The organism is Variovorax sp. dw_308, from assembly GCF_019207085.1.
Classification (GTDB): domain Bacteria; phylum Pseudomonadota; class Gammaproteobacteria; order Burkholderiales; family Burkholderiaceae_C; genus Variovorax.
Genome location: NZ_JAATOM010000004.1, coordinates 222420 through 247373 on the forward strand (window position 1 = coordinate 222420; position 24954 = coordinate 247373).

A 24954-nucleotide genomic window follows, 5' to 3' on the forward strand; every position below is an offset into this window, starting at 1 on the left:
GTTTCGCCTTCGGAAATTTCTCTGGAAGGCGAAGCGATGAAGTCAGGCAGTGGTCCCTCGCGCGCGCCGCGCGTTTCCCGTGCGGTCAAGCTCTGCGGCACCGAGCAGCCCGATGGTGCGGGGCGCCTGCTGAGCGCGGGGCCGCTCACGGTCGAGCTGGACAACGGCAACCTGCGCTACCTGCGCGTCGCGGGCGTCGAGGTGTTGCGCGGGCTGGCCTTCCTGGTGCGCGACGAGAACTGGGGAACCTATGTGCCGACGCTGCGCGACCTGGTCGTCGAGCAGCGCAAGGACAGCTTCAGCGTGCGCTATCGCGCGGACTGCAAGCGTGGGAGCCAATCGCTCAGCTACGAGGCGCGCATCGAGGGGCGCAGCGACGGCAGCCTCGAATTCACCGGCGCGGCCACGCCACGGACTGACTTCCTCACCGCGCGCACCGGCTTCGTGGTGCTGCATCCGCTGAAGGGCGTCGCGGGCCACGCACTGGAGGTGGAGCATGTGGATGGCCGGGTGCTGACCTCGACCTTCCCCGCGCTGGTCGACCCGGTGCAACCCTTCCTGGACCTGCGCGCGCTGACGCACGAGGTCATGCCCGGCCTGAAGGCCGTCGTGCGCATGGAGGGCGACACCTTCGAGATGGAGGATCACCGCAACTGGACCGATGCGTCGTTCAAGACCTATGTGCGGCCGCTGGCCCGGCCGTGGCCCTACACGCTGAAGGCCGGGGAGGTGGTGCGGCAGTCGGTCAGCATGACGCTCGTCGGGGCCGCGCCCAAGGCGGGCAAGGCAGCCGCCGGAGGGGCCGTCGAGATCACGCTGGGCAAGGAGCAGCAGCGCCATCGCATGCCCGCCATCGGCCTGGGCATGCCGGCGCAGGAGATCGATGCGGCCTTGGCTTCGATGGACCTGCTCAAGCGGGCGGCGCCGCGCCTGCTCATCTGCCAGTTCGACCGGCGCGCGGGCCATGGCTTCAAGCAGCTGAAAGCGTATCGGCGCTTGTGCGAGGAGACCGGCGCGGCGTGCGAACTGGAGATCGTGGTCGAGAGCCTCTATGCCTTCGACGTCGAGCTGGCGAATGTCGCGACCTGGGTCCGCGATGCGGGACTCAAGCTGTCGGCCGTGGCCATCTGCCCGGTCGGCGACCTGAAGTCCGTGCTCCCCGGTGGCGTCCGGCCGCCGGCGCCGCCCCTGGGCGACCTGTATCGCGCCGCGCGCAAGGCCTTTCCGGACGTGCGGCTGGGAGGCGGCATGTTTTCGTTCTTCACCGAACTCAACCGCAAGCGGCCGCCCGCCGAGTGGCTCGACTTCACGCACAACGGCACCTGCCCGATCGTGCACGCAGCCGACGACCGCTCGGTGATGGAAACGCTGGAGGCGCTGCCCTTCCAGGTGCAGACCGCGCGCAGCTTCATCGGCGACACCGGCTACCGCATCGGCCCCAGCGCCATCGGTTGCCGCGACAACCCGCATGGCAAGACCTTCACGCCCAATCCCGCCAACGAACGCCTCTGCCTGGTCAACAGCGACCCCAGGCAACGCGGCTTGTTCGGCGCGGCGTGGACGCTGGGCTATGTCGCCAGCCTGGCCGCGAGGGGCGTGGAGACCGTGTGCTTCGGCGCGCCGACCGGGCCGCTGGGGATCATCCATCGTGCGGGCGAATCCACGGTGCCGTACTTCGATGCGCTGGGTCCTGGCGCGGTGTATCCGGCGTATCACGTCGTGGCTGGGCTCACGCGCGCAGCCGGCGCCGCGTTGGTGGAAGCCAGGTCGTCGGACGATGCGCGCGTGCGATGCCTCGCCTACCGGGCGAAGGGCGCGACCTTGCTGTGGCTGGCCAACATGACCGCGAAGGACCAGCTGGTGAGCGTGTCGCATCACGGCGAGGAACCCTTCGGCATCGTGCTCGACGAGGCCAGCTTTGACGAGGCCACCACGCAGCCGGCGAGCTTCGAGTCGGAGGTGAAGCCGATCGACACCCGCAAGCTTGCGTTGAGCGCCTATGCCGTGGCGCTGGTCTGCATCAACGATCGCTGACGACCAGGCGCCTCAGTCCAGTCGCCTGAACGCGCAGGCGCATTTGAGGCAGGAGGGCGGTTGCGGCCAGGGTTCGCTTCGTCATTTGCTTTCCGTGCGGTGTTGCGGCGGCCACGGCACCCCGATGCGCCGTGGTGAGCGATGTCGGGAAACCTCAAAAGGCGTCTTCGCAGTTTTGGCTCGTCTTGTGGGTGGAGAGCGATTCAAGCGGTGGGCTGCGCAGGCGCCAGCGCTGCCTGCAATTCGCCTCACACCTCACTCTGCCGTCCAGAAGGACCTGCGGCGAGGCCTGAGTGAATTTTTTTGTCATTTTTGTCAATAAGGATGGCTGAATGCACTCAACAGCTTGACTGTGTCCCTGACCTTTTTCTTGTTCCTGTTCTTGTTCCTGCTCTTACCCTCATCCTCATCCTTCTCCGCCCCCTTCAGGTATACGTCTGCGTGCACTCCAATTTTCTGGCGGATATTCGACAGTCGAGTCAGAAGGTAGTCCAGATGGTCGTCGTCAATTGGAGCAGTCGGGGCTGAAATGCACACACGCATACCTCCCAATGCAGCGCTGAGCGCTGCCACCGCGGCTTCATGAAGCAAGGTCGTGTCACCGGCCTTGGAGATCTTTTCTCCGCCGACGGAACAACCCATCAGGAAAAGATGAAAATACTCCGAATCGTCACTCACCGTCAATGCCGGCAGGATTCCGTTGAACGCAGCCGTCCAGATATTGATATTCTTTGTCCCAAGGTCGCGGATGCGTCGCGCTTCCGGCTTCTCGCCATCACTCTTTTCATCAAGTCCGAACGCAAGTCGAATTTCCTTTCGCTCCTTGTATTGCGGGTGGTCAAAAGTTCGTGGTTGCCCGATGCCGATTTTCCCCAATCCCATATTGATGCTTCCTGGAAGCCCATGGCCATATACGACGACGGATTCAAACTGGGGCTGGCCTGCGGTCCAGGACGCGAGCAGGTACTTCAGCATTGAATTCAACGAGCTGCACATTGCCAGTCGCAAGTCGGGATGGGCAGCGCGATTGTTGAGCAGTTTCAGGACGTATTTGCGATTGTCGATCGTGTCTTCGACCATCAATTTGCCAATGCCGGCGCTTTTTTCTGTCAAGCTTTCTGATCGATATTTGTACTTCGAGACCAGAGTGGTGGCGTATTGCGAGGCATCCGTATTTGCCTCCACGTTCATGATCGGCTTCAAATCTTCCTCGGTTTGAAGAACGCCCCTCACTTTTGGACCGAGCACGCCCAATGGATTTTCAATGCCTAAAAATGTAAGTGACATGTTGCTTCCCCCAATTTGTCAGTTGAAGACACAACGGCAATGCCTTCTGAACAGAATACGCTCGATGGTCAGCCCAGGAAGCTCACCATCCCGTTCGACAGGTCGTACATCGCCCCCACGATCTTGATGCTGCCCTTCTTCTCCAGGTCGGCCAGGATCGGACTGCCGCTGCGTATGGCATCGACCGTCATCTTCACGTTCGTTCGAGCGACCATGTCGACGAACGGGTAGTTCTTGCTGGTGCGCTCACCGGTGTACTGCGTGGCCTCGACAGCGGGCTTGATCGTTTCGAGCAGCCCGGTGAGGTTGCCGAGTTCGACCTTGTCGATGGCGCCCTTGATGGCGCCGCACGACGTGTGCCCCATCACCAGCACCACCTTCGCGCCCATGACGGCGCAGGCGAACTCGAGGCTGCCCAGCACGTCCTTGTTCGCGATGTTGCCGGCGATGCGCGCATTAAAGGTGTCGCCGATGCCCATGTCCATGACGATCTCGGCCGGCGCGCGCGAGTCGATGCAGCTCAGGATGACCGCCGCCGGGAACTGTCCCGCGGCGCTGGATCGCTTTTGCGCGCGGTAGTCGTGCGGAAGCATCTTTCCGGTGCGGAACCGCGCGTTTCCCTTCTTCATCATCTCGATGACCTGGTCGGGTGTCATGGCGTCGCGCTGCGACTTGCTCAGCGCTGCCGCCTCGGCATCGTCCGTTCGAAGTCCGAGCCCGGCGATCACTGCCGCCCCGCCGGCGCCGGCCTTGAGCCATGCGCGGCGTCCGTTGGTGGCCACGTTGCGGTCTGGTCCGCAGCATTCATTCACTGGTTTCATGAAAGTCCTTCTCTGGATGTCAGGATGGAATCAGTTCGAGATCACGGACACGATTTGCGGACCTCCTTTCAGCCAGGGCCTGTCGGCAGGCGCTATATGGACGACTGCCGCGCATGCGCTTCCCGCGCCGCCTTCATCCCATGCTCGATGAACCCCTTGGCATGCCGCGCAAGATCCGCGCCGTCTTCCCACAGGTTGCGCCAGATGCCGAGGATGCCTTGCAGCTGCTTGTTGACGACCGCCGACGAGAAGGATTCGAAGGTGATCGGTCCTTCGTAGCCCGCCTTGGCCAGCCCGCGGAACACGCGGTCGAAGTCGATGTTGCCCGCGCCGAGGTAGCCCCGCCCCGACTCGCCGATATGGAAGTAGCCCATCATCGTCCCCGTGTCGATCAGCGCCGATTCGAGGTCGGCTTCCTCGATGTTCATGTGATAGGTGTCGAGGTGCACCGTCACGTTCGCCAGGCCCACGCGCCTGGCATACGCGACCGCCTGCGCAGCGGTGTTGAGCACGTTGCTTTCGTAGCGGTTGACGACTTCCAGGCCGATGGTGATGCCGTCCCTGGCCGCGTGTTCCCCGATGCGCCGCATCACCTCGACCGAGCCCGCGATGCCGGCCTCCGTCGGCGGCTCGAAGTACTTCTGGAACGCGGAGTACAGGATGCCGCAGACATGCGTGGCGCCGATGTCGCGCGCCACGTCCAGCACCTGCATCAGGCGCGCCTCACCGCGCTTCTGCTTCTGCGGGTCGCCGCTCGAGATGTCGGTGGAATCGTCGAGGCCCAGCGACATCGTGGTGCCGAGCTTGTAGCGGTCGAGCATCTTGCGCGTGAAGGCGCTGTCGATGGAGGACGGGTCGAGCGCGGGTATCTCGATCAGGTCGAAGCCGATCTCCGCCGTCTGTGCCATCGCGCGCTCGCATTCGTCATGGCTCCAGCCGCCGACCCAGACCAGCGCGTGGACTCCGAGCTTGTTCTTCATGTTCGTTGCTCCTTCATTGATTCGAGAGAGCCGACCCGGCTTTCACGCCGAACCTTGCCGGCCCGCCAGCCGATGCACCACGCGGCGCGAATCCTGGTACAGGTCTAGGTAGTCGCGGTACAGCGCGTCGTAGGTCGGGCGCAGCGCGGCGGCGGGTTCGATGATGCGCCCCGGCTTCACCCATTCGGTGATCTGCTCGCGCCGCAGCAGGCCGGCTGCGCAGCCCGCGAGGAATGCATCGCCGTAGCAGGCGCCGAGCGTGAGGCTCGGCACCTCCTGCCGCAGGCCCGATACATCGGACACGATCTGCAGCCAGGTGTCGGTCTGCGCACCGCCGCCGACGGCCACCACGCGGCGGGTCTGCGCGCCGAGCTGCGCCAGCGTCTCGACGTTGTGCCGCACGCCGCAGGCCACGCCTTCGAGGATCGCGCGAAAGAGCTGCTCGCGCGTGTGGGCCAGGCTCAGGCCGGCGATCACGCCGCGGGCCAGCGGGTCGTTCAAGGGCGTGCGCTCGCCGCTGAAGTAGGGCAGGAAGACCAGCCCGCCCGCGCCCGGCGCCACGCGCGCCGCCGCATCGAAGAGCGCCGCCGCCTCGCCCTCCGGCAACTCGCGCGCGAACTGGTCCTGGAACCAGCGCGTGAGGCTGCCGGTGGTGCCCATGCCGGCCGCGAGGTTGAACTGCGCGGGGTACGCGCCGGCGACGGTCCACACGCGCTCGTCGGGCGTCGGCGTGGACTGCACGAGGATGAAGAAGGTGGTGCTGCCGTACATCACCATCAGGTCGCCGGGCTGGACCACGCCCACGCTGATGGCCTCGCTCAGCGCATCGACCGCGCCCACGGCCACCGGCGTGCCGGGCGTGAGACCCGTCGCTTGCGCTGCCGCTTGCGTGACGGCCCCTGCGACTTCATCGCTCCATCCCGGAGCGGGCAGCATCGACGTGGGCGCCACATGTGCGGCATGGCGCTCGCCCCATTCGCCGGTGCGAGGGTCGTACAGCGGCATGAAATGGCTGGCGGTGTGCCGGTCGATGCGGTGTTCGCCGGTCAGCCGCCAGACGAGGTACGCGCTGGCCGTGGTGAGCCGCCGCGTCTGGCGCCACACAGCGGGTTCACGCTGGCGCAGCCAGCGGATCTTGGGGCCGATCGCCTGGCTGGTCAGGCTCATCAGCGAGAACGCGCGGATCTCCTCGCAGCCGATCAGCGCGTCGAGTTCGGCGATCTGTTTTGCTGCGCGAACGTCCACGCCGTAGAGAATGCCGGGGCGCAGCGGCCGGCCGGCTTCGTCGAGCGGCAGCAGGCACGGCCCGATGGCGCTCACGGCGACCGACGCGACATCCTGGCCGCTGAAGGGCGAGCCGTCGAGCAACTGTTGGCAGAGCGCGCACAGGTCGTGCCACCAGACGCCATCGGCATCCTGCTCCACATGGCCGGGCGCGGGTGTGGAGATGCCGTGCGGCACCACCGCTGTCTTCAGCACCTCGCCCGCGAGCGTGACCAGCGCGGCCTTGCTGCTGAAGGTGCCGATGTCGATGCCGAGCAGGAGTGAACGCATGAAGTCCGCGTTTCTACCGCGGCCCAGCCTTCAGCACAACTGCCGCGATGTCAGCGACCGAGCTTCATGAGCCGTGCAGGCTCCACGATCTCGATCCAATAGCCGTCCGGGTCCTTGATGAAGGCGACGTCCTTCATCTTCCCTTGCTCGGGGCGCTTGACGTAGGGGACATCGTTGCTGTCGAACCATCGGATGGCGGCATCGAGGTCAGGCACGGAGAAGCAGATGTGGCCGAAGCCCTGCGGCTGTGCATTGCCGTCGTGGTACTTGAAGGCCGGATCGCTCTCGGTGCCCCAGTTGTGGGTGAATTCGAGGACGCCGGTCTGGCTGAAGGTCCAGGCGGTGCGCTCGCCGACGTCCTCCGGTGGCGGCTTGTCCGCCGCGGGCCGGTGCAGGAAGTAGAGCGAGAACTTCATCTCCGGGAAGTCGAGCTTGCGCAGCACGCGCATGCCGAAGATGCGGGTGTAGAAGTCCAGCGCAATGGCCGGGTCCTTCACGCGCAGCATGCTGTGGTTGAAGACGAAGCCCTGCGATGCGTCGCTGGGCTGGGCGCACACGCCCGGGTGGTTTTCGGTGTCGAAACTCATCGTGCGTGCGCTACTGCCAAAGGGTGAATGGGGGCCAGCTTGGGGGCGGCGGCCAGCGTGCGCGGCGCCTGCTCGGCAGTGAGCAGCCGTCTTCGCAGGTAGCGCATGCAGGTCACGCGCAGGAAGGACGCGAAGTTGGGCACCTCGCCACGGTGCGCCATGATCTCGTCGTGGAAGAGGGCGATCAGCGCGTTGGTGGTGCGGCCTTCTTCCTCGGCCATCTCGGCGAGCGTGTCCCACATCATGTTCTCCAGCCGCAGGCTGGTCAGCACGCCGTGGATGCGCACGGTGCGGGACCGCTGCTCGTACTGGATCGGATCGGCCTTGACGAAGAACTCACACATGGCTGCCTCCTTGTCTGGAGCCCGCAGTGACTGGACCGTGACTAGACCGTGCGGGCGGTCATCGCGCTGGCAATGTACTCCGCTTGCCGGATGGCGAGGGTGACGATGGTGAGCGTGGGGTTTTCCGCGCCGCCGCTGGTGAACTGGCTGCCGTCGCTGATGAACAGGTTGGGGATGTCGTGGGTCTGGCCGTGGGCGTTGCAGACGCTGGTCTTCGCATCGGCGCCCATGCGGCAGGTGCCGAGGTTGTGCGTGCTCGGATACGGCGGCGTGCGGAAGGACTTGATGGCGCCGGCCGCCGCGTAGACGCGCTGGCCCTGGCGGAAGGCATGCTCGCGCATCGCGAGGTCGTTCGCGTGGTCGTCGAAGTGCACGTTGGGAATGGGGCTGCCCCACTTGTCCTTGAGGCTGGCATGCAGCGTCACACGGTTGTTCTCCTGCGGCATGTCCTCGCCCACGATCCACATGCCGGCGAGGTTGGTGTAGTTCTCCATGTACTCGGTGAAGCCGCTGCCCCAGCCGCCCGGATCGAGGAAGGCGGCCATGAAGGGCACGCCCAGGGACAGCGTTTCCATCTCGTAGCCGCCGACGAAGCCGCGCTTCGTGTTCGGCTTGGCCTCGTCGCGGATGATGCCGGCCATGGTGGTGCCGCGGTACATGTTCACCGGTTGCTTGAAGAGGCCATACACCGACCCGGTCAGGTGGCGCATGTAGTTGCGCCCGACCTGGCCGGAGCTGTTGGCCAGGCCGTCCTTGAAGGTGTTGGAGGCGGAGAGCAACAGCAGGCGCGCTGTCTCGATCGAGTTGGCGGCCACGCAGACGACGCGCGCCTTCTGCCGCTGCTCCTTGCCGTCCTTGTCGAAGTAGACGACGCCCGTGACCTTGCCGGCGTCGTTGTGCTCGATGCGGGTGACGTGGCTTTCGGGGCGCAGGTCCATGTTGCCGGTCTTCTCGGCCTTGGGCAGCTCGGTGTAGAGCGTGCTCCACTTGGCGCCGCTCTTGCAGCCCTGGAAGCAGAAGCCCAACTGCATGCAGCGGCCGCGGTCGTCCCTCGGCTGGCTGTTGATCGCCATGTTGCCGGTGTGCACCTGCTTGTAGCCGAGCTTGGTGGCGCCGGCGTACATCACCTTGAAGTTGTTGTTGCCGGGCAGGCCGGGGATGCCGTGGGTGCGGGTCACGCCCATCTTGTCCTCGGCGCGGTCGTAGTAGGGCTCCAGTTCCTTCAGCGTGACGGGCCAGTCCATCAGGTTCGCGCCCTTGATCTCGCCGTAGGTGGTGCGCGCCTTGAACTCGTGCTCCTCCAGCCGCAGCGATGCGCCGGCCCAGTGGGTGGTGGTGCCGCCGACAGTCTTGCAGGTCCAGGCCGGCAGGTTCGGAAAGTCCTTGGCCACCCGCCAGTTGCCGGAGGTGGTGCGGTTGTCCAGCCAGGCCAGTTGGCCGAAGGACTTCCATTCGTCGTTGATGAATTTGGCGCTGGACTGCGTCGCGCCGGCTTCCAGCACCACGACCTTGATGCCCTTCTGGGCCAGTTCGTTGGCCAGGGTGCCGCCGCCGGCGCCCGAACCGATGATGACGACCACCGAGTCGTCCGTGTTGTCGAACTTCGCCATTTTCTGTCTCCTGCTTGCTGTGTGTGCTACGTCGCTGGCGGGGTCGGAATCAGCCGAAGAACGGCGGCGGGCTGGCGGCTTGCGATGGCGCCGGCAGCCACTTCAGGTCCTGGAAGCCGCGCGTGATGTAGCCCCCTTTTTCCCAGGCGGAACCGGGGTAGCCCAACGCGGCGAAGGCCATGTCGTTGTCGTAGAGCGAGGTTACGCACTGGCCGCGCACGGTGTTGAAGAAGGGCGTGCCTTCAATGGCTTTCACAGCGGCCAGCTTCTTGGCCGGAGAGGCTTTCACGAAGCTGCCGCCGGTAGCCTGGTCGAGACTCGCGATGCCGGCTTTCAGCACGGGCAGCGCATCGGCCTTGCCGTCGAGGTCCTTGGCCAGCAGCGCGTAGACGGCATCGGGCAGCTTCTTGTGCGGGTAGAGCACGCGGCCCATGGCCATGAGCGTCGTGCCCTCGCTCTCGCTGAGTTGCTTCAGCTCCACCGCCCAGACCGGCGAGGGCGCCAGCGCGGCCAGCACGGAGCCCGCGGCGATGGTGCCCATGAGGATGCCGGAGCCCTTGAGGAACTCGCGCCGCGCGAGCGGCAGGGAAAGCTTGGGAACGTAGCCGTAGCTTTCGTCGCTGCACGCATCGGCGCTGTCGAGCGTCAACGGTGCGATGGGTATCACACGCATGTCATGTCTCCTGTTTTCATCGTCGACGGGCTCGGTGCGGCCCTGTGATTGCAGTGTTGCACCCGCCTTGGCGCGCCGGGTTTTAGCTGGCTACATACAAGGGAAAGCCCTTGGCAGTCACTTTGCGCCGCCGAGGATCCACTCGGCCAGCTTCTTCGCATCGGCCTCGGACACCTGCGGTTGCGGCGGCATCGCCATGTCGCCCCAGCGGCCGCTGCCGCCGTTGCGGATGCTCTTGACGAGCGTGGCGACGGCATCGTTGTCGTCCTTGTACTTGGCCGCGACGTCCTTGTAGGCAGGGCCGACGAGCTTGGTCGCGGCTGCGTGGCAGGCGAGGCAGCTGTACTTGCTGGCGAGCGCCTGGTTGGCGAGGGCCGGCGCGGTGGCGGCGCCGAGCAGGAGCGCCAGCGCGATTGGGGCGGTGCGCGGGCTGCGGCGCATGCGGGTGGGCTTCATGGGCTGTCTCTTCGTGTTGTGGGGCGAGGCGATTATTCGGCGGGATGGGCCGGCGCGGGTGGTAGCACGCTACCTACGCGCCGCACGAAAAATCGAAAGCCGCGCTAAGCTCGCGCGGCACCAACGAGGAGACATTCGCAATGAAGTCACGCAACTTCCAGACGCGCAACGGCACGAACCTGGCGTTCTCCGCCATCGGACTGGGCACCGCGCCCATGGGCGACCTCTACGAGCTGCTGGACGAGAAGACGTCCATCGCCACCATCGAGCGGGCGTACGCCAGCGGGGTGAGGGTGTTCGACAGCTCGCCGCACTACGGCAACGGGCTGGCCGAGTCCCGCGTGGGCGCGGGCCTGCGGCATGTGCCGCGCGACGAGGTCATCGTCTCGACCAAGATCGGCCGCGTGATGGACGCCTTCACCAGTCCGCCGCCCAAGAACCCCGACGTCTTCTCGCCCGGATTCGCCGGCGGCTACCCGCATGCGCCGCGCTTCGACTACACCTATGACGGAACGATGCGCTCGGTCGAGCAGTCGCTTCTGCGCACCGGCCTGAGCCGCATCGACGTGCTGCTCATCCATGACTGCGACGTGTGGACGCACGGCCGTGTCGATGCGGAGCGTTATTTCAAGGAGGCGATGGAAGGCGCCTACAAGGCGCTCGACAAGCTGCGCAGCGAGAAGGTGGTGGCCGCCATCGGCTTCGGCATCAACGAGTCCGACGTCAGCGTCAAGTTCGCCAAGGCCGGCGACTTCGACGTGGCGATGCTGGCGGGGCGCTACTCGCTGCTCATCCAGAACGGGCTGGCCGAGTTCCTGCCGCTGGCGCTGCAGAAGAACATCGGCGTGATGCTGGCAGGCGTCTTCAACTCCGGCATCCTGGCCACCGGCGCGCGGCCGGGCGCCAAGTTCGAATATGGGCCGGCGCCGGAAGACATCATGGAGCGCGTGCGCAAGATCGAGAAGATCTGCGCGGCGCACAACACCTCGATCCGGCGCGCCGCGCTTCAGTTCGCGATGGCGCATCCGGCCGTGGTCACTGTGGTGCTCGGCGGCGTCAAGCCCGAGGAAATCGAGGCCAACGCGGCCGATGCGGAAGCCGCCGTGCCGGCCGCGCTTTGGAGCGACCTGAAGTCCGCCGGCTTGCTCGACCCGGCCGCACCGGTCGGCTGAACATCACTGAATCACTTCGTCGGCGCCCAGCAACATCGATTGGGGGATCGACAGGCCGAGCGCCGTCGCCGTCCGGAGGTTGAACGCCATTTCGAACCTGGTCGGTTCCATCACGGGAAGATCGGCAGGTTTCTTGCCCTTGAGGATGCGGCCGGCGTAGATGCCGGCCTGCCGGAATGCGTCTGCGTTGTCGGGGCCGTAGCTCATGAGCCCGCCCTCGTTCACGAAGTCGCGGCGGATATAGGACGTGGGCACGGCGTGTCTTGCGGCGAGCGAAATGATCTGCGCGCGCCGATTGTCGAAAAAAGGATCCGCCGCCACCAGCAGTGCGTCGATCCGCTGCGGTGCAATGGTGGCAAAGGCGGCATCGAAGTCTGCGTCGGCACTGGCATTCAGAACGACGAGGCGCCGGTCGAGCGCGCGTGCCGCATCCTGCAGATCTCGCACTTGGGGCGCGCTGATCGGGTTGTTCGGATTGACCAGTGTCCCCACGACCATCGCCGTCGGCACCAGCTTCAGCAGAAGGTCCAGCCGCTTGGCCGCGAGTTCCGCGCCCAGCAGCGTGATGCCTGTGATATTGCCGCCGGGTCGTCCGAGGCTGGCGACGATGCCGAACATCACCGGGTCGCCGCCCATCACGAAGACGATGGGAATGGTCGAGGTTGCCGCCTTGGCGGCATTGACGGTCGGCGTCCCCGAGGTCGCCACGATGATCGACACGTGCCGGTTGACCAGATCGGCGGCAAGCGCCGGCAGTTGCTCGTAGTGGCCGTCGACGAAGCGGTAGTCCAGCGCCACGTTCGTGCCTGCTTCAAAGCCTGCTTCGACGAGCCCGGCACGAAACGCGGCGAGCAGAAGCGGGAACTGCATGGCCGACGCACCGCTGAGGTAGCCGATGACCGGCATGGGCGACGCCGGCCGCTGCGCGCGCGCAGACAGCGGCAGGGCGAAACACCCGCCCGCGATGCTTCCGACAAATCGTCGCCTGTGCATCATGCACCTGGCCTTTTCCGACAGGAAGGCGGGCCGTTGCCCATTGGGTCGAGCCGCCCGCTCAGCCCCAGGCGCCCTGCGCCTCTTCCCAGCCGATCACGGCAATCGGGCTGCCGTCGGGCTTGATGAACGTGAGCGGCCCGAGGAAGGTCATGTAGAACTCGCTGTCCTCGGGGAAGTTCGTCTTGTCGTGGCGTGCACCCGAGGATTCGAATCCGTAGCCTGGCGCAACGGCCGTGGCGCCGCCCGCGGCCTTGCCGCCGCGCACGTCCATCTTGCCCCTGGTCAGCAGGTATTCGCCCGGCCCGGCATGGATATGCGGTGCGAACGAGGAGCCCGCGGGGCAGTCGAAGATCGCCGTCCAGGAGCCTTGGCCCGGCGATACGTTCAGCAGCTTCCAGCGAATGCCGCCCGTGGAAAAGGCGTCCGGGAACGGCTGCCATTGCACCTCGTCGATCTGCACATATTCTTCGCTTGACTTCGTCTTCATGTCGTCTCCATCGTGGGTGAGTGGAACGCGCGTGGAGACCCGCTCCAACGCGACCATCGGGCGATGCCGAATGAAGGATCGCCCCGGCGCCATTGAACTGCAAATCCCGCCCGCGCGCCCGGCCGCGCGCACCGCCCATGCGGCGGTATCAGGGTAAGCCGCGCCACCGCCCCGTTGTCAAGCAACGGCGGCGGTACTAGCATGAGTGCAGCTTCGCGTTCGCACCTTGGGAGGGCAACAAGGCTCGCCGAAAACGCGGGACAACATGGAGACAACCAGTGAATAGACGCAAGACTCTCAAGACATTGGGAAGCGCGGCCATGGCCGGCGCATCGGGGCTCGCCAGCCGACTCGCCTTCGCGGCGAATCCGTCGATGGTGACCGTGGTCAAGATCGCGGGCATCCCGTGGTTCAACGCGGTCGAGAAGGGCATCGTGAAGGGCGCCAAGGACTTCAACATCGACGCCACCATGGTCGGCCCGGCCAATGTCGACCCGGCGCAGCAGGTCAAGCTGCTCGAGGACCAGATCGCCAAGAAGGTGACCGTCATCGGCCTGGTGCCGCTGGACGTGAAGGTCTGCGAGCCAGTGCTCAAGCGGGCGCAGGCGGCGGGCATCAAGGTCATCACGCACGAGGGGCCGGAGCAGGAGGGGCGCGACTGGAACGTGGAACTCATCGACTCGGTGAAGTTCGGCGAAGTGCAGATGCAGCGCATCGCCAAGGACATGGGCGAGTCGGGCGAGTACGTGGTGTACGTCGGCACGCTGACCACGCCGCTGCACAACAAGTGGGCTGACGCCGCCATCGCCTACCAGAAGAAGAACTACCCGAAGATGAAGCTCGCGGCCGACCGCTTCCCCGGCGCCGACGAGATCGACACCTCGTACAAGACCACGCTCGACGTGATCAAGGCGTATCCCAATCTCAAGGGCATCCTCGGCTTCGGCTCCAACGGGCCGATCGGCGCGGGCAATGCGGTGCGCGAGAAACGGCTGGGCAAGAAGATCGCCATCGTCGGCACGGTGCTGCCGTCGCAGGCCAAGGACCTGATCGCCGACGGCATCATCCGCGAAGGCTTCCTCTGGAACCCGACCGATGCCGGCTACGCGATGGTCGCGGTCGCGCGGTTGATGCTCGACGGCAAGCCGATCAAGGACGGCGTGGAGATTCCGGGCCTGGGCAAGGCGTCCGTTGACGTGCCCGGCAAGCTGATCAAGGTCGACAAGATCATGGCGATCAACAACCAGACGATCGCGGGACTCATCGCAGGCGGGCTTTGAGGGTTGAGCAACTTTCTCGAGCTGCAGGCGATCTCCAAGCGCTTCGGCGGCGTCGTCGCGCTGCGCAACGTCGACCTCTCGCTGGCGGCGGGCGAGGTGCATTGCCTGGTCGGTGAAAACGGCTCGGGCAAGTCGACGCTGATCAAGATCATCTCGGGCGTGCTCGCGCCCGAGCCGGGCGGGCGCATCGTGATCGAAGGGCGGGAGTATCCGCACCTCGACCCGGTGCAGTCCACGGCCTGCGGCATCCAGGTGATCTACCAGGACCTGTCGCTGTTCCCCAACCTCACGGTGGCGGAGAACATTTCCATTGCGAGCCACCTGGGCCGGCCGCAGGTGGTGAACTGGAAGCGGCTGCGCGCGACCGCCGCGGCGGCCATGGCGCGCATCGGCGCATCGCTCGATCCGGACGAGCGCGTGGAAGACCTGTCGATCGCCAACCGGCAACTCGTCGCGATCTGCCGCGCGATGGCGGCCGACGCCAAGCTGGTGATCATGGACGAGCCCACGGCCTCGCTGTCGCGGCACGAGGTCGATGCGCTGATCCGCCTGGTCGCTGATCTCAAGCGGCATGGCATCTGCATCGTGTTCGTCTCTCACCGGCTCGACGAGGTCATGGAGATCGCCGAGCGCGTGACGGTGCTGCGCGACGGCGCGAAGGTCGGCGAGTTTCCGGCGCGCGAGATGGACGACAAGAAGCTCGCGACCTTGATGACCGGCAAGTCCTTTGCCTACAAGACCTCGTTGACCGACTGGACGACGGCCGACGTGGTGCTGTCGGTGAGCCACCTCACGCGCATCGGCCAGTACGAGGACATCAGCATGGACATCCGCGCCGGCGAGATCGTCGGGCTGACGGGGCTGCTGGGTTCCGGGCGCACCGAGTTCGCGCTGTCGCTGTTCGGCATGAACCGGCCAAGCGCGGGCGAGATCCGCCTGAACGGCAAGCCGCTCGCGCTCAAGACCAACGCGCAGGCGATCGAGGAAGGCATCGCCTACGTCTCGGAAGACCGGCTCAACCTGGGCCTGGTGCTGGAGCAGCCGATCTCCTCGAACATACTGGTGACGGTGCTCGACAAGCTGACCAACGGCATCGGCCTGGTGCCCGAGCAGACGCGCCAGGCCACGGCGCAGCACTGGATCAAGGAACTGGCCATCAAGGCGCCGAATGCGGACAACGCGGTGCGCACGCTGTCCGGCGGCAACCAGCAGCGCGTGGTGCTGGCCAAGTGGATGGCGACCGCGCCCAGGTTGCTGATCCTGGACAGCCCGACCGTCGGCGTCGACATTGCTGCCAAGGATGGCATCTACGAAGTGGTGCGCGCGCTGGCGGCCAAGGGGGTGGCGATCCTGCTGATCTCGGACGAGATACCGGAGGTCTTCTATCACGCGCATCGGGTGCTGGTGATGCGCAGCGGCAAGCTGGTCGGCGAGCGCGTGCCGCATGATTCGAGCGAAGAGGAATTGCAGGCGATGGTCGATGCATAGCCCCACGTCCGCGCTCCAGCGTTTCCGCCGCAGCCACGAGTTCTGGCTGCTGGCCGTCATCCTGGTCATGTCGGTCGCGCTGTCACTGGCGACCGACAGCTTCCTCACCATCCAGAACCTCTACGACCTGCTGACCTCGAACGCCTTCATCGGCATCCTGGCGTCGGGCCTCCTGGTGGTGCTGATCTCGGGCGGCATCGACATTTCGTTCACGGCCACAGCGTCGATTGCGCAGTACATCGCGCTGACGCTCGGCATCCAGCACGGCCTAGGCTGGCTGTCGCTGTTCGCGATCGCGGCGGCGGTGGGCGTCGTGTGCGGCGTGATCAATGCGGTGTTCATCACCAAGCTGCGCATCTCCTCGATCATCGTGTCGATCGCGACGCTCAACATCTTCTACGGCCTGCTGATCTTCTCGACCGGCGGCAAGTACATCACCTCGCTGCCCAAGTTCTTCCGCGACGGCATCTGGTGGTTCGAGCAGGAGGACGCGAGCGGCGTGCCTTATGCGCTGAACCTGCAGATCATCGTGCTGGTGCTGTCTTTCCTGGCGGCCTGGCTGCTGCTGAACCGCACCAACGTCGGCCGGCAGATCTATGCGATGGGGGGCAACAAGGATGCGGCGCAGCGCCTGGGCTTTCATGTGTTCCGGCTCAACGTGCTGGTGTATGGCTACCTGGGCTTCGTGGCCGGCGTGGCTTCGCTGGTGCAGGCGCAACTGGCACAGTCGGTGACACCCACCGTGCTGGTCGGGAAGGAACTCGACGTGCTGGCGGCCGTGGTGCTGGGCGGCGCGAGCCTCACCGGCGGCGTGGGCACGGTGATGGGCGCGATCCTCGGCGTGGCGCTGCTGGCGATCCTGCAGAACGGGCTGGTGCTGATCGGCGTGTCCTCGTACTGGAACCAGTGGTTCGTCGGCCTGACCATCCTCGTGGCCGTGTCAATGACCGCATGGTCGGAGCGCCGCCGCCGCGCCACGAAGGCGATCAACTGATGGCGCTCGCACGCTTCCTGCGCGGCGGCACGGTGCCGATGCTGTCGCTGGTGCTGGTGGCGCTGCTGGCGGTGTTCGGGCTGCTGCTGGGCGAGCGCTTCTTCAGCGTCGGCTCGCTGCAGTCGATGGCTTTCCAGTTGCCCGAACTCGGCATCCTGTCGCTGGCGATGATGGTGACGCTGCTCTCGGGCGGACTCAACCTGTCGATCATCGCCACGGCCAATCTCTGCGCGCTCACGATGGGCTGGGTGCTCACCACGCAGGTGCCGGGCGCGCAGGGCTTCATGTGGGGCGGCTGGCAACTCATCGCGATCCTCGCCGGCGTGGGCGTGGCGCTGGTGGTGGGGCTCATCAACGGCTACGTCATCGCCTACCTGGGCGTGTCGCCGATCCTCGCGACGCTGGGCACGATGACGCTGTGCAAGGGCCTTTCGATCGGGCTCACGCGCGGCAACGTGATCTCCGGCTTTCCGGAGCCGATCGTGTTCCTGGGCAACGGCACGCTCGCAGGCGTGCCGGTGGCGCTCATGATCTTCCTGGCGCTGTGCGTGCCGATGGCGGTGCTGCTCAACAAGAGCCCGTTCGGCCACAAGGTCTACATGATCGGGTCGAGCGAGAAGGCGACGCGCTATTCGGGCGTCGACACGCGGCGCGTGCTGCTCGGGGTGTATGTGCTGTCGAGCCTGCTGGCGGTGGTCGCGGCGCTGGTGATGATGGCGCGCTTCAACTCGGCCAATGCGTCGTATGGGGAGAGCTACCTGCTGGTGACCATCCTCGCCGCGGTGCTCGGCGGCGTCGACCCGTTTGGCGGCTTCGGCAAGGTGGGCGGGCTGGTGATGGCGCTGGTGCTGCTGCAGTTGATTTCGTCGGCGTTCAACCTGCTGGGCTTCAGTCCCTTCCTCACGCTGGCGATCTGGGGCGCGCTGATCATCGCGGTGACGGCGGTGGGGGCGAGGCTTGAAGGGTTCCGCGGCTCACGCGGCTGAGAGCCCTGTCCCGCGCTAACCCGTGATGATCGGCTTCAGCGCCTCGATCTCGGACACCATGAAATCGAAGAAGGCGCTGACGCGCGCCGTCTTGCGTATCTCCGGCATGGCCAGCAGGCGCCAGTCCCGCGACAGGGCAGCGATGGGCCCGAGCACACGGACCAGTTCCGGCTCCGAATCGCCCAGCGCCGTGGGCAGCGGCGCGATGCCGACACCCGCCTTCGCCGACAGCAGGAGGCCGAGCACGCTGCCGCTGCGCGCCACGATGGCGGCGTCCGGTGCCACCTCGCGCAGCCACTGGCTCGCGCGATGCGCCGACATGCTCTCCTCGAACCCTGCCAGCGGGTGCCCACCGAGTTCCTCGACCGACGAGGGCATGCCATGCCGCGCCACGTAGTCCTTGCTCGCGTACACGGCCCACAGCGAGTCGCCGACCTTCCGGCCCACCAGCACGCCATCGTCGGTGTCGCCTGAACGCAAGGCGACGTCGGCCTCGCCAGTGCGCAGGTCGATGTACTTGTCGCTCATCACGAACTCGACGTGCAACGTGGGGTGCTGGGCATGGAAGCGGTCGAGCAGCCCCGATTTCGTCAGCCGGTTGACCAGCGGCTCCGGGCAGGTCAGCCGGATCACGCCGGCGGCATTGCGCCTCGATTCGGCCAGCGCCTGTTCGAAGGCGACGGCGGCATGCTCGACCTGCTGCGCGGCTTGCAGCATCTCGGTGCCGAAGTCGGTGAGCCGATAGCCGCTGGTGTGGCGCTGCACCAGCGCGCGCCCGATGTGGCGTTCCAGCGCGGTCAGCCGTCGCTGCACGGTGGATTGGTCGACCCCCAGCGCACGGCCCGCGGCCAGCGTGCTGCCGTGCCGGGCCACCGCGACGAAGTACTTCAGGTCGTTCCAGTCGAGCATCGCTCGTTATGCACTATTGCGGCCCCGTTCCGCAAGTCCGCGCCTTGTGGCGGCCTGGGGGCGGGCCTACGCTGGCTTTCCTATCGCAAACGAGGACAGCGCCATGACGACACCCCATCCAACGCCTGGCGGCATCGCACGTCGCCGCATGCTGGTCGCCGGGATGGCCGCCGCTGTCTGCAGCCCCGTCAGCCTTGCACAGGCGCCGTCGGCGCCAGGGCGCGAGCGGTTGCGCATCATCTGCACCGGCCCGGCCGGCAGCGTGCCCGACATCGTGACGCGGCGCTATGGCGAAGCGCTGGCCGGGCTCTACGCGCAACAGGTCATCATCGACAACCGGCCGGGTGCGGCAGGGCAGATCGCGGTGCAGGCGCTCAAGTCGGCTCCGGCTGATGGTTCGACCTGGCTGCTGGGCCAGGGTGCGATCGCGAGCCTCTATCCGACGCTGTACGAGAAGCTCGGCTACGAGCCCACGCGCGACCTGCGACCGGTGTCGCTTGCGGCGGAAATGAACCTCGGCGTGGTCGTCGGCCCCGCCGTGCCCGCCGAGGTGGGCGACATGGATGCACTGATGAAGTGGATGCGACGCACGCCCGACGCCGCCAACGCTGCTTCGCCGGGCACCGGCACGCTGCCGCACATCCTCGAAGTCATGGTCTTCGACCAGGCCGGCCTGAATTGGCGCCATGTGCCATACCCCGGTGGCCCGCCGGCGATGGTGGCGCTGCTGGGCGGCCAGGTGGCGGTGCTCGCGCTGCCGGAAGGCCTGCTGCTGCCGCAACTCGCCGGCGGGCGGCTGCGGATGCTTGGCACCTCCGCCCTGGAGCGCAGCCGGTTCTCGCCGGGTGTTCCGACGCTCGCAGAACAGGGATTCGCGCGGTCGGTGATGCGCGAGTGGTTTGCGTTTTTCCTGCCGGGTGGGGCTTCGGCCCGTGTTGCCGAAGAGGCGTCCCGGGCGGTGCATGCCGTTGCGACCCGCAATGATGAGTTGGCGCACAAGCTGGAGGACTCGGCCATGGTCGCCGTGCAAGGTACTCCGGCGCAGTTGGCCGCAAGGGTCGAGGCGGATCGTCTAGCCTGGGCGCCCCTGCTGGTCAGCGCCGGCATCCGCGGCGACGCCTGAACACGATGCGCCTGAACTCGCTGCGCCCGAACCGGAGGCCTGACGAGCGCCGTGCCTTCATGCCTACACCGCGAGGGCGGCGCACGACGTATCACGGGGGCGATCGAATGAAGGAGCCCTCACATGCAACGCGAATCGGTGATCGACCAACTGAAGCAGTACGACCAGCAACGACCCGACTTCCCCGGCGAGCATGTCATCGTGCTCGGCGTCGGGGCGCTGCTGTTGTGGAAGGCCGCCACCGGTCGTTCGTTCATCGGGCGCACGCTGGCCGGCGCCCTGGGCACCGCGCTGGTGGGCCGCGCCGCGAGCGGCACCGGTGGCGTGGCGCGGCTCGGGCAACTGCTCGCCGGACGCGCGCGCCCGCTCTGAGCCGATCGGGTCGGCATCAGGAGCCACCCATGTCCGCTTCACATCTCCACCTCTCGCCCGACCCGACGCGGGCGCTGGCTCAACTCAAGGCCGCCACCGACCGCTGCCGTGAATGCCCGATCGGCGAGCACGCGACGCAATCGGTGTTCGGCGAAGGCCCTGTGCACGCCGCGTTGATGGTTGTCGGCGAGCAGCCCGGCGACCAGGAAGACCTGCGTGGCCGTCCCTTCGTCGGGCCGGCCGGCAAGCTGTTCGACCGCGCCTGCGCCGACCTCGGCTGGCCGCGCGACAGCATCTGGGTCAGCAATGCCGTGAAGCATTTCAAGTTCGAACTGCGCGGCAAGCGACGCATCCACAAGACGCCGAGCCAGCAGGAGGCCGCGGCCTGCCTGCACTGGCTCGAAAGCGAAATCGCCCAGGTCAGGCCACGGGCCTTGGTGGCGCTGGGCGCGACCGCGGCCCGCGCTTTGCTGGGCCGACCCGTGGCGGTGATGAAGGAGCGCGGCCAGTGGCATGAAGGCCGGCGCGGCGAACGGGTGCTGGTGACATTGCATCCCTCCGCGTTGCTGCGTGGCGACCCTTCACAGCAGCACGAGGCCTATGCCGCCTGGCTCGCCGACCTTGCGTTGGCCAGCGACCTGGCCTTGTCCATGCCGCGCCGCGGCGAGCATGCACCTACGTCCCGCTGAGGCGTTCGCGCGTGGGTCGCGTATCCAGTTGTAGCGCCAGTCGGCGAGTTGTAGCGCGGCCTGTATCGCCATCGACAGCCGGATCAGCCGATGTCTTACAAGTGGCACTGCTGCGCCGTTGCATCTTGCATCCCGCAAGGTTATTGTCATTGCTCGTCGAGCCAGGAGCCCAGCATGTTGTTCAACCGCCGTGTCGAATGGATCTGCGTCGCGGGCCCCGGATCGCGTGGTCGATGATGGCCGCCGCAATGTCGTCCCCGTCGAGGACTTCTGCTCCGGCCATTGCCTTCGGCGACGTGCTGGACCTTGCGCGATGGCGCAGCCGATCCCCCCGCAGCGTGTGCGAGGCATGCCAGACCATCAACCTGGGGTCGCGGCGCTACTGCAAGGGTTGCACCGGCAGGCTGCCTGCGTACTACACGACGAGTGAAAACGCCGCGTTGCAGCAAGCGGCCAGACACGGTCTGGTGGCGACGCCCACGCAGGCGCGGCGCAGGCCGCTGGCGTCGGGCTGCATGGGGGCGTTCCTGATCGCCGTGGCAGCCATTGCGGGTCTCCCGTTGATCGAATCCTCGCCCACTGATGCGTCGGCGGAGCGTGCGGTGCTGCAGCCTCTCGCCCCCATCGCGTTGCAGGACCAGGTCGCGGTACCCGTGACGGTGCAGCCTGAGCCCACGACCCACGCTGCCGCCATCGAGGCGGTGCCGGAGCCGGCGTTCTCCGCTGCCGAAGAAGAGGACGAGACGATCGCCGACAGTCCGGTGGAGCGTCCCTCGAGGAAGGCCGCCATGGTCCGACGGCAGGCGGTGTCGCCACCGCAGCACGTGCCGGGTACGCAAAGCGCATCGGCGCAGTTGGCCCGGTGCGACGAGATGAACTTCTTCGCCCGGGCGATGTGCGTCAACCGCACCTGCGCGCAGCCTTCCGCGGCCCGCGCGACCTCCTGCGCGCAGCCGATCCGCCAACGCCGCCTGGACGAAGCGCGGCGCAACCCGACGCTGGTCGGATGAGCCGGAGCATGCCCGCCGCCTGCCCCACCTGCGGAACCGACAACCGTGACAGCGCGATGTTCTGCCGCGGCTGCCTGGCCAAGCTGCCGGCCTTCGCGCCCACGGCGCCTTCGATGCTGGAGTCCATCCGGGCGTCGCCTGCGGATGCGCCCCGCCCGCGACCACGTGGGGGAGGGCCCGCGGGCGCGCAGGCCGTTGCATCGTGGATGGTCTTCCTGGGCGTGTTGTTGCTCGTTGGTGTCTCGGCCCTGGTGGTCTGGGCCGCGACTTCGGCGCGCGTGCCGCACATGCAGGCGCCCTCTGTCCTGCCGCAGGTACAGGCGGCGGTCGCACCGCCGCCTCGCATGCGCACGGAGGAAGAGCGCGAGGTGTTGACGGCCGCGCATCTGGTGCCCAAGCCCGAAGCAACATGGGACGACAAGCAGGGGGCAAGCCAGCCGATCCCCCTCCAGGCGCTCACGCCAGACCTGGGCGTGAAGTCACGACCCGCCCGGGTGGCCACCACGAGCGGCGCCAAGCCCCGCAAGGAAAACCGTCGCCTGATACCCGTCGTAGCCGCCACGTCAGGCGCCCGCGCGGCTTGCGATCGCTACAACCCCTATGGCGAAGTGCTCTGCACGCAGGGTGGGTACCCGTACAGAACCTGGTCGGGGCGATACCGCCGGCAATGACCCGCTGCAGCGGCGCGTGAACGCCGCCGGCCTCTCCGAGCGACCCCGCTGAGAGCCGCTGAAACGCGGGCTAAACGCGGGCTTGGCGGCCGTAAAGGACGCCAACGGTAGCCGAAGGACGCGCAAGAACGGCCAGGAATCTTTGGTTGTTCTTTCGCGTCCTTCGCGAAACCTTCGCGTCCTCTGCGTCCGGAAGTCCGCCTTCCTGAACCCTCAGCCATCGCGCAGCGTAGCCATCCGCGCAGCCCTCCATATCCGGGAAACTACTTAATAAATCTAATTGATTTAGTTAGTCGACGCGCCCACAATCCCTCCACGCCGCCAGGGCATGCAACCCGGCAGGCGCAGTCCCTCACCACCCCAATGCAGTCGCCCGCCGACCGCACCAACGACACCAACGGAGACACTCATGCCGAAGACCTCGATCCGCATCGCCCTCACCATCACTGCCGGCCTCTGCGCCGCAGGCTTCGCTGTCGCGGCGGACCAGCCGGTGGTCGGCCTCATCACCAAGACGGACACCAATCCCTTCTTCGTGAAGATGAAGGAGGGCGCCCAGGCGGCGGCCACCGCGCAGGGCGCCAAGCTGCTGAGCGCCGCGGGCAAGCAGGACGGCGACAACGCCGGCCAGGTCACGGCCATCGAGAACATGATTGCCGGTGGCGCCAAGACCATCCTGATCACGCCCAACGATTCCAAGGCCATCGTGCCCGCCATCAAGAAGGCGCAGGCCCAGGGCGTGATGTTCATCGCGCTCGACAGCCCGACCGACCCGGCCGAGGCCGCCGACGCGCTGTTCGCCACCAACAACTACACGGCCGGCGAACTCATCGGCAAGTACGCCAAGGCGGCCATGGCCGGCAAGCCCGCCAAGATCGCCACGCTCGACCTGTTCCCGGGGCACCCGGTGGGTGCGCAGCGCCACAACGGCTTCATGAACGGCTACGGCCTGAAGTCGCTTGACGCCAAGAGCAACGAACTGGCAAAGGACGGCGCGGTGGTCTGCATGGCAGACAGCTTCGGCGACCAGGCCAAGGGCCAGACCGCCATGGAGAACTGCCTGCAGAAGAACCCCGACATCAACCTCGTCTACACCATCAACGAACCCGCCGCCGCCGGTGCCTTCCAGGCGCTGAAGAACGCAGGCAAGGAGAAGGGCGTGATGATCGTTTCCGTCGATGGCGGCTGCACCGGCATCAAGAACGTGAAGGCCGGCATGATCGCCGCCACCTCGCAGCAATACCCGCTCAAGATGGCATCGATGGGTGTCGAGGCCGGCGTGGCCTATGCCAAGAACGGCACCAAGGCCAAGGGCTACACCGACACCGGCGTCACGCTGATCACCGACAAGCCGATGGCCGGCGTGGAGAGCAAGGACACGAAGGTTGGCACCGACCTTTGCTGGGGCAACAAGTAAGGCGGCCACATCGTGTCCACCTCCGCCACACCCAAAGCAACGGGAGCTGTCATGACAACCGGCAAGACATCGAAGCTGCCACCCATCTCGACGCTCGGTCCGGTGATCGCGCTGTTGATCGCGGTGATCTTCTTCTCGACGCAGAGCGACCGATTCCTGTCGGTGCAGAACTTCTCGCTGATCCTGCAGCAAGTGATGGTGGTGGGCACGATCGCGATCGGCCAGACGCTGGTCATCCTCACGGCCGGCATCGACCTGAGCTGCGGCATGGTGATGTCGCTCGGCGGCATCGTGATGACCAAGCTGGCAGTGACCAGCGGCATGAACGAGTACCTGGCCATCCTGTGCGGGCTGCTCGCATGCATGGCCTTCGGCCTGGTCAACGGGCTGCTGGTCACGCGGATCAAGCTGCCCCCGTTCATCGTGACGCTGGGCACCATGAACATCGCCTTCGCCATCACGCAGCTCTACTCGGGTGCGCAGACCGTCACCGACCTGCCGCCCGCCATGACCTTCTTCGGCAACACCATCTCGCTCGGCGGCGCGGCGCTCAACTACGGCACGATCTTCATGATCCTGCTCTACATCTTCATGTGGTGGGGCCTGCGCGACACGCAGCCCGGTCGCCATGTGTACGCGGTGGGCAACAACCCCGAAGCCACGCGCCTCACCGGTATCCCGACCGACAAGGTGCTGCTGATGGTGTACGTCACCGCCGGCCTCTTCTACGGCATTGCCTCGTTGCTGTCGGTGGCCCGCACCGGTGTGGGTGACCCCAACGCCGGCCAGACCGAGAACCTCGACGCGATCACGGCCGTGGTGCTCGGCGGCACCAGCCTCTTCGGTGGCCGCGGGATCATCCTGGGCACCCTGCTGGGGGCGGTGATCGTGGGCGTGTTCCGCAACGGCCTCACGCTGATGGGCGTGGCCTCCGTCTACCAGGTGCTGATCACCGGCGTGCTGGTCATCCTGGCCGTCGCCACCGACCAACTTTCTCGCAAGGGAGCTCGCTGA

25 protein-coding genes are annotated in these 24954 nt (G+C 66.5%); 13 read left to right on the forward strand and 12 right to left on the reverse strand.

All coding sequences use genetic code 11. The annotated features are described in order from the left end of the window. The first annotated feature begins 36 nt into the window (after positions 1–36). Positions 37–2034, forward strand: coding sequence for a hypothetical protein (locus tag HCU76_RS10400; protein WP_218509173.1), 1998 nt, complete (start codon positions 37–39; stop codon positions 2032–2034). Between the two features lie 315 nt (positions 2035–2349). On the opposite strand, the gene HCU76_RS10405 is transcribed toward HCU76_RS10400, so the two are convergent. The 9 genes from HCU76_RS10405 to HCU76_RS10445 form a co-directional block, all read right to left on the reverse strand. Next, on the reverse strand, positions 2350–3321 hold the full coding sequence (locus HCU76_RS10405) for a hypothetical protein (protein ID WP_218509174.1): 972 nt from the start codon (positions 3319–3321) through the stop codon (positions 2350–2352). 68 nt (positions 3322–3389) lie between these two features. After that, positions 3390–4142: a carbonic anhydrase family protein gene (locus tag HCU76_RS10410; protein WP_213953514.1), complete on the reverse strand. Its 753-nt coding sequence runs from the start codon at positions 4140–4142 to the stop codon at positions 3390–3392. A gap of 92 nt (positions 4143–4234) precedes the next feature. After that, positions 4235–5122, reverse strand: a complete 888-nt coding sequence (locus HCU76_RS10415) for a sugar phosphate isomerase/epimerase (RefSeq protein WP_218509175.1) — start codon at positions 5120–5122, stop codon at positions 4235–4237. Between the two features lie 42 nt (positions 5123–5164). Then, positions 5165–6676, reverse strand: a complete 1512-nt coding sequence (locus HCU76_RS10420) for an FGGY-family carbohydrate kinase (protein ID WP_218509176.1) — start codon at positions 6674–6676, stop codon at positions 5165–5167. A gap of 50 nt (positions 6677–6726) precedes the next feature. Next, positions 6727–7263: a lactoylglutathione lyase gene (gene gloA / locus HCU76_RS10425; protein ID WP_213953517.1), complete on the reverse strand. Its 537-nt coding sequence runs from the start codon at positions 7261–7263 to the stop codon at positions 6727–6729. Next, complete coding sequence (locus HCU76_RS10430; RefSeq protein ID WP_213953518.1) at positions 7260–7607, reverse strand: ribbon-helix-helix domain-containing protein; 348 nt, start codon at positions 7605–7607, stop codon at positions 7260–7262. Before HCU76_RS10430 ends, gloA begins: the two co-directional genes overlap by 4 nt. Before the next feature lie 41 nt (positions 7608–7648). Further along, the gene (locus HCU76_RS10435) at positions 7649–9217 is read right to left on the reverse strand and encodes a GMC family oxidoreductase (protein WP_218509177.1); all 1569 of its coding nucleotides are present in this window, start codon (positions 9215–9217) and stop codon (positions 7649–7651) included. A gap of 49 nt (positions 9218–9266) precedes the next feature. Then, positions 9267–9890, reverse strand: a complete 624-nt coding sequence (locus HCU76_RS10440) for a twin-arginine translocation signal domain-containing protein (protein ID WP_218509178.1) — start codon at positions 9888–9890, stop codon at positions 9267–9269. A gap of 117 nt (positions 9891–10007) precedes the next feature. Continuing rightward, positions 10008–10346 (reverse strand): c-type cytochrome, encoded by a 339-nt coding sequence (locus tag HCU76_RS10445; protein ID WP_256354116.1) that lies wholly within the window; start codon positions 10344–10346, stop codon positions 10008–10010. A 140-nt stretch (positions 10347–10486) separates the two neighbouring features. On the opposite strand from HCU76_RS10445, the gene HCU76_RS10450 reads away from it, so the two are divergent. After that, positions 10487–11518, forward strand: coding sequence for an aldo/keto reductase (locus tag HCU76_RS10450; RefSeq protein WP_218509179.1), 1032 nt, complete (start codon positions 10487–10489; stop codon positions 11516–11518). 3 nt (positions 11519–11521) lie between these two features. On the opposite strand, the gene HCU76_RS10455 is transcribed toward HCU76_RS10450, so the two are convergent. Together HCU76_RS10455 and HCU76_RS10460 are read right to left on the reverse strand one after the other, a co-directional pair. Continuing rightward, a complete protein-coding gene (locus HCU76_RS10455) occupies positions 11522–12424 on the reverse strand; it encodes an ABC transporter substrate-binding protein (protein ID WP_213953522.1) in 903 nt (300 codons plus the stop codon). A gap of 148 nt (positions 12425–12572) precedes the next feature. Continuing rightward, positions 12573–13001 (reverse strand): cupin domain-containing protein, encoded by a 429-nt coding sequence (locus tag HCU76_RS10460; protein WP_213953523.1) that lies wholly within the window; start codon positions 12999–13001, stop codon positions 12573–12575. A 278-nt stretch (positions 13002–13279) separates the two neighbouring features. Between HCU76_RS10460 and HCU76_RS10465 the strand changes: the two genes are divergently transcribed. From HCU76_RS10465 to HCU76_RS10480, 4 genes are read left to right on the forward strand one after another with little or no spacing between them, the layout of a single operon-like run. Further along, a complete protein-coding gene (locus HCU76_RS10465; protein WP_345944618.1) occupies positions 13280–14281 on the forward strand; it encodes an autoinducer 2 ABC transporter substrate-binding protein in 1002 nt (333 codons plus the stop codon). Positions 14282–14284: 3 nt separating this feature from the next. Then, the gene (locus HCU76_RS10470) at positions 14285–15769 is read left to right on the forward strand and encodes a sugar ABC transporter ATP-binding protein (protein WP_218509180.1); all 1485 of its coding nucleotides are present in this window, start codon (positions 14285–14287) and stop codon (positions 15767–15769) included. Beyond that, the gene (locus tag HCU76_RS10475) at positions 15762–16763 is read left to right on the forward strand and encodes an ABC transporter permease (RefSeq protein ID WP_218509181.1); all 1002 of its coding nucleotides are present in this window, start codon (positions 15762–15764) and stop codon (positions 16761–16763) included. The genes HCU76_RS10470 and HCU76_RS10475 overlap by 8 nt, the downstream gene beginning before the upstream one ends. After that, a complete protein-coding gene (locus HCU76_RS10480) occupies positions 16763–17749 on the forward strand; it encodes an ABC transporter permease (protein WP_218509182.1) in 987 nt (328 codons plus the stop codon). Before HCU76_RS10475 ends, HCU76_RS10480 begins: the two co-directional genes overlap by 1 nt. Before the next feature lie 15 nt (positions 17750–17764). Here the strand turns inward: HCU76_RS10480 and HCU76_RS10485 are convergent, their stop codons facing one another. Further along, a complete protein-coding gene (locus tag HCU76_RS10485) occupies positions 17765–18658 on the reverse strand; it encodes a LysR family transcriptional regulator (RefSeq protein ID WP_218509183.1) in 894 nt (297 codons plus the stop codon). Positions 18659–18761: 103 nt separating this feature from the next. On the opposite strand from HCU76_RS10485, the gene HCU76_RS10490 reads away from it, so the two are divergent. From HCU76_RS10490 to HCU76_RS10520, 7 genes are all read left to right on the forward strand, one after another. Continuing rightward, positions 18762–19781: a tripartite tricarboxylate transporter substrate-binding protein gene (locus HCU76_RS10490; protein WP_218509184.1), complete on the forward strand. Its 1020-nt coding sequence runs from the start codon at positions 18762–18764 to the stop codon at positions 19779–19781. A gap of 123 nt (positions 19782–19904) precedes the next feature. Further along, the gene (locus HCU76_RS10495; protein ID WP_213953529.1) at positions 19905–20153 is read left to right on the forward strand and encodes a hypothetical protein; all 249 of its coding nucleotides are present in this window, start codon (positions 19905–19907) and stop codon (positions 20151–20153) included. A 29-nt stretch (positions 20154–20182) separates the two neighbouring features. Next, positions 20183–20842 carry a UdgX family uracil-DNA binding protein gene (locus HCU76_RS10500; RefSeq protein ID WP_218509185.1) on the forward strand — a complete coding sequence of 220 codons (660 nt, stop codon included), beginning with the start codon at positions 20183–20185 and terminating at the stop codon, positions 20840–20842. 233 nt (positions 20843–21075) lie between these two features. Continuing rightward, positions 21076–21852 carry a hypothetical protein gene (locus tag HCU76_RS10505; protein WP_218509186.1) on the forward strand — a complete coding sequence of 259 codons (777 nt, stop codon included), beginning with the start codon at positions 21076–21078 and terminating at the stop codon, positions 21850–21852. Between the two features lie 8 nt (positions 21853–21860). Beyond that, positions 21861–22523 (forward strand): zinc ribbon domain-containing protein, encoded by a 663-nt coding sequence (locus HCU76_RS10510; protein WP_218509187.1) that lies wholly within the window; start codon positions 21861–21863, stop codon positions 22521–22523. Between the two features lie 409 nt (positions 22524–22932). Then, positions 22933–23940: a sugar ABC transporter substrate-binding protein gene (locus HCU76_RS10515; RefSeq protein WP_213953533.1), complete on the forward strand. Its 1008-nt coding sequence runs from the start codon at positions 22933–22935 to the stop codon at positions 23938–23940. A 51-nt stretch (positions 23941–23991) separates the two neighbouring features. Beyond that, complete coding sequence (locus tag HCU76_RS10520; protein WP_213953534.1) at positions 23992–24954, forward strand: ABC transporter permease; 963 nt, start codon at positions 23992–23994, stop codon at positions 24952–24954.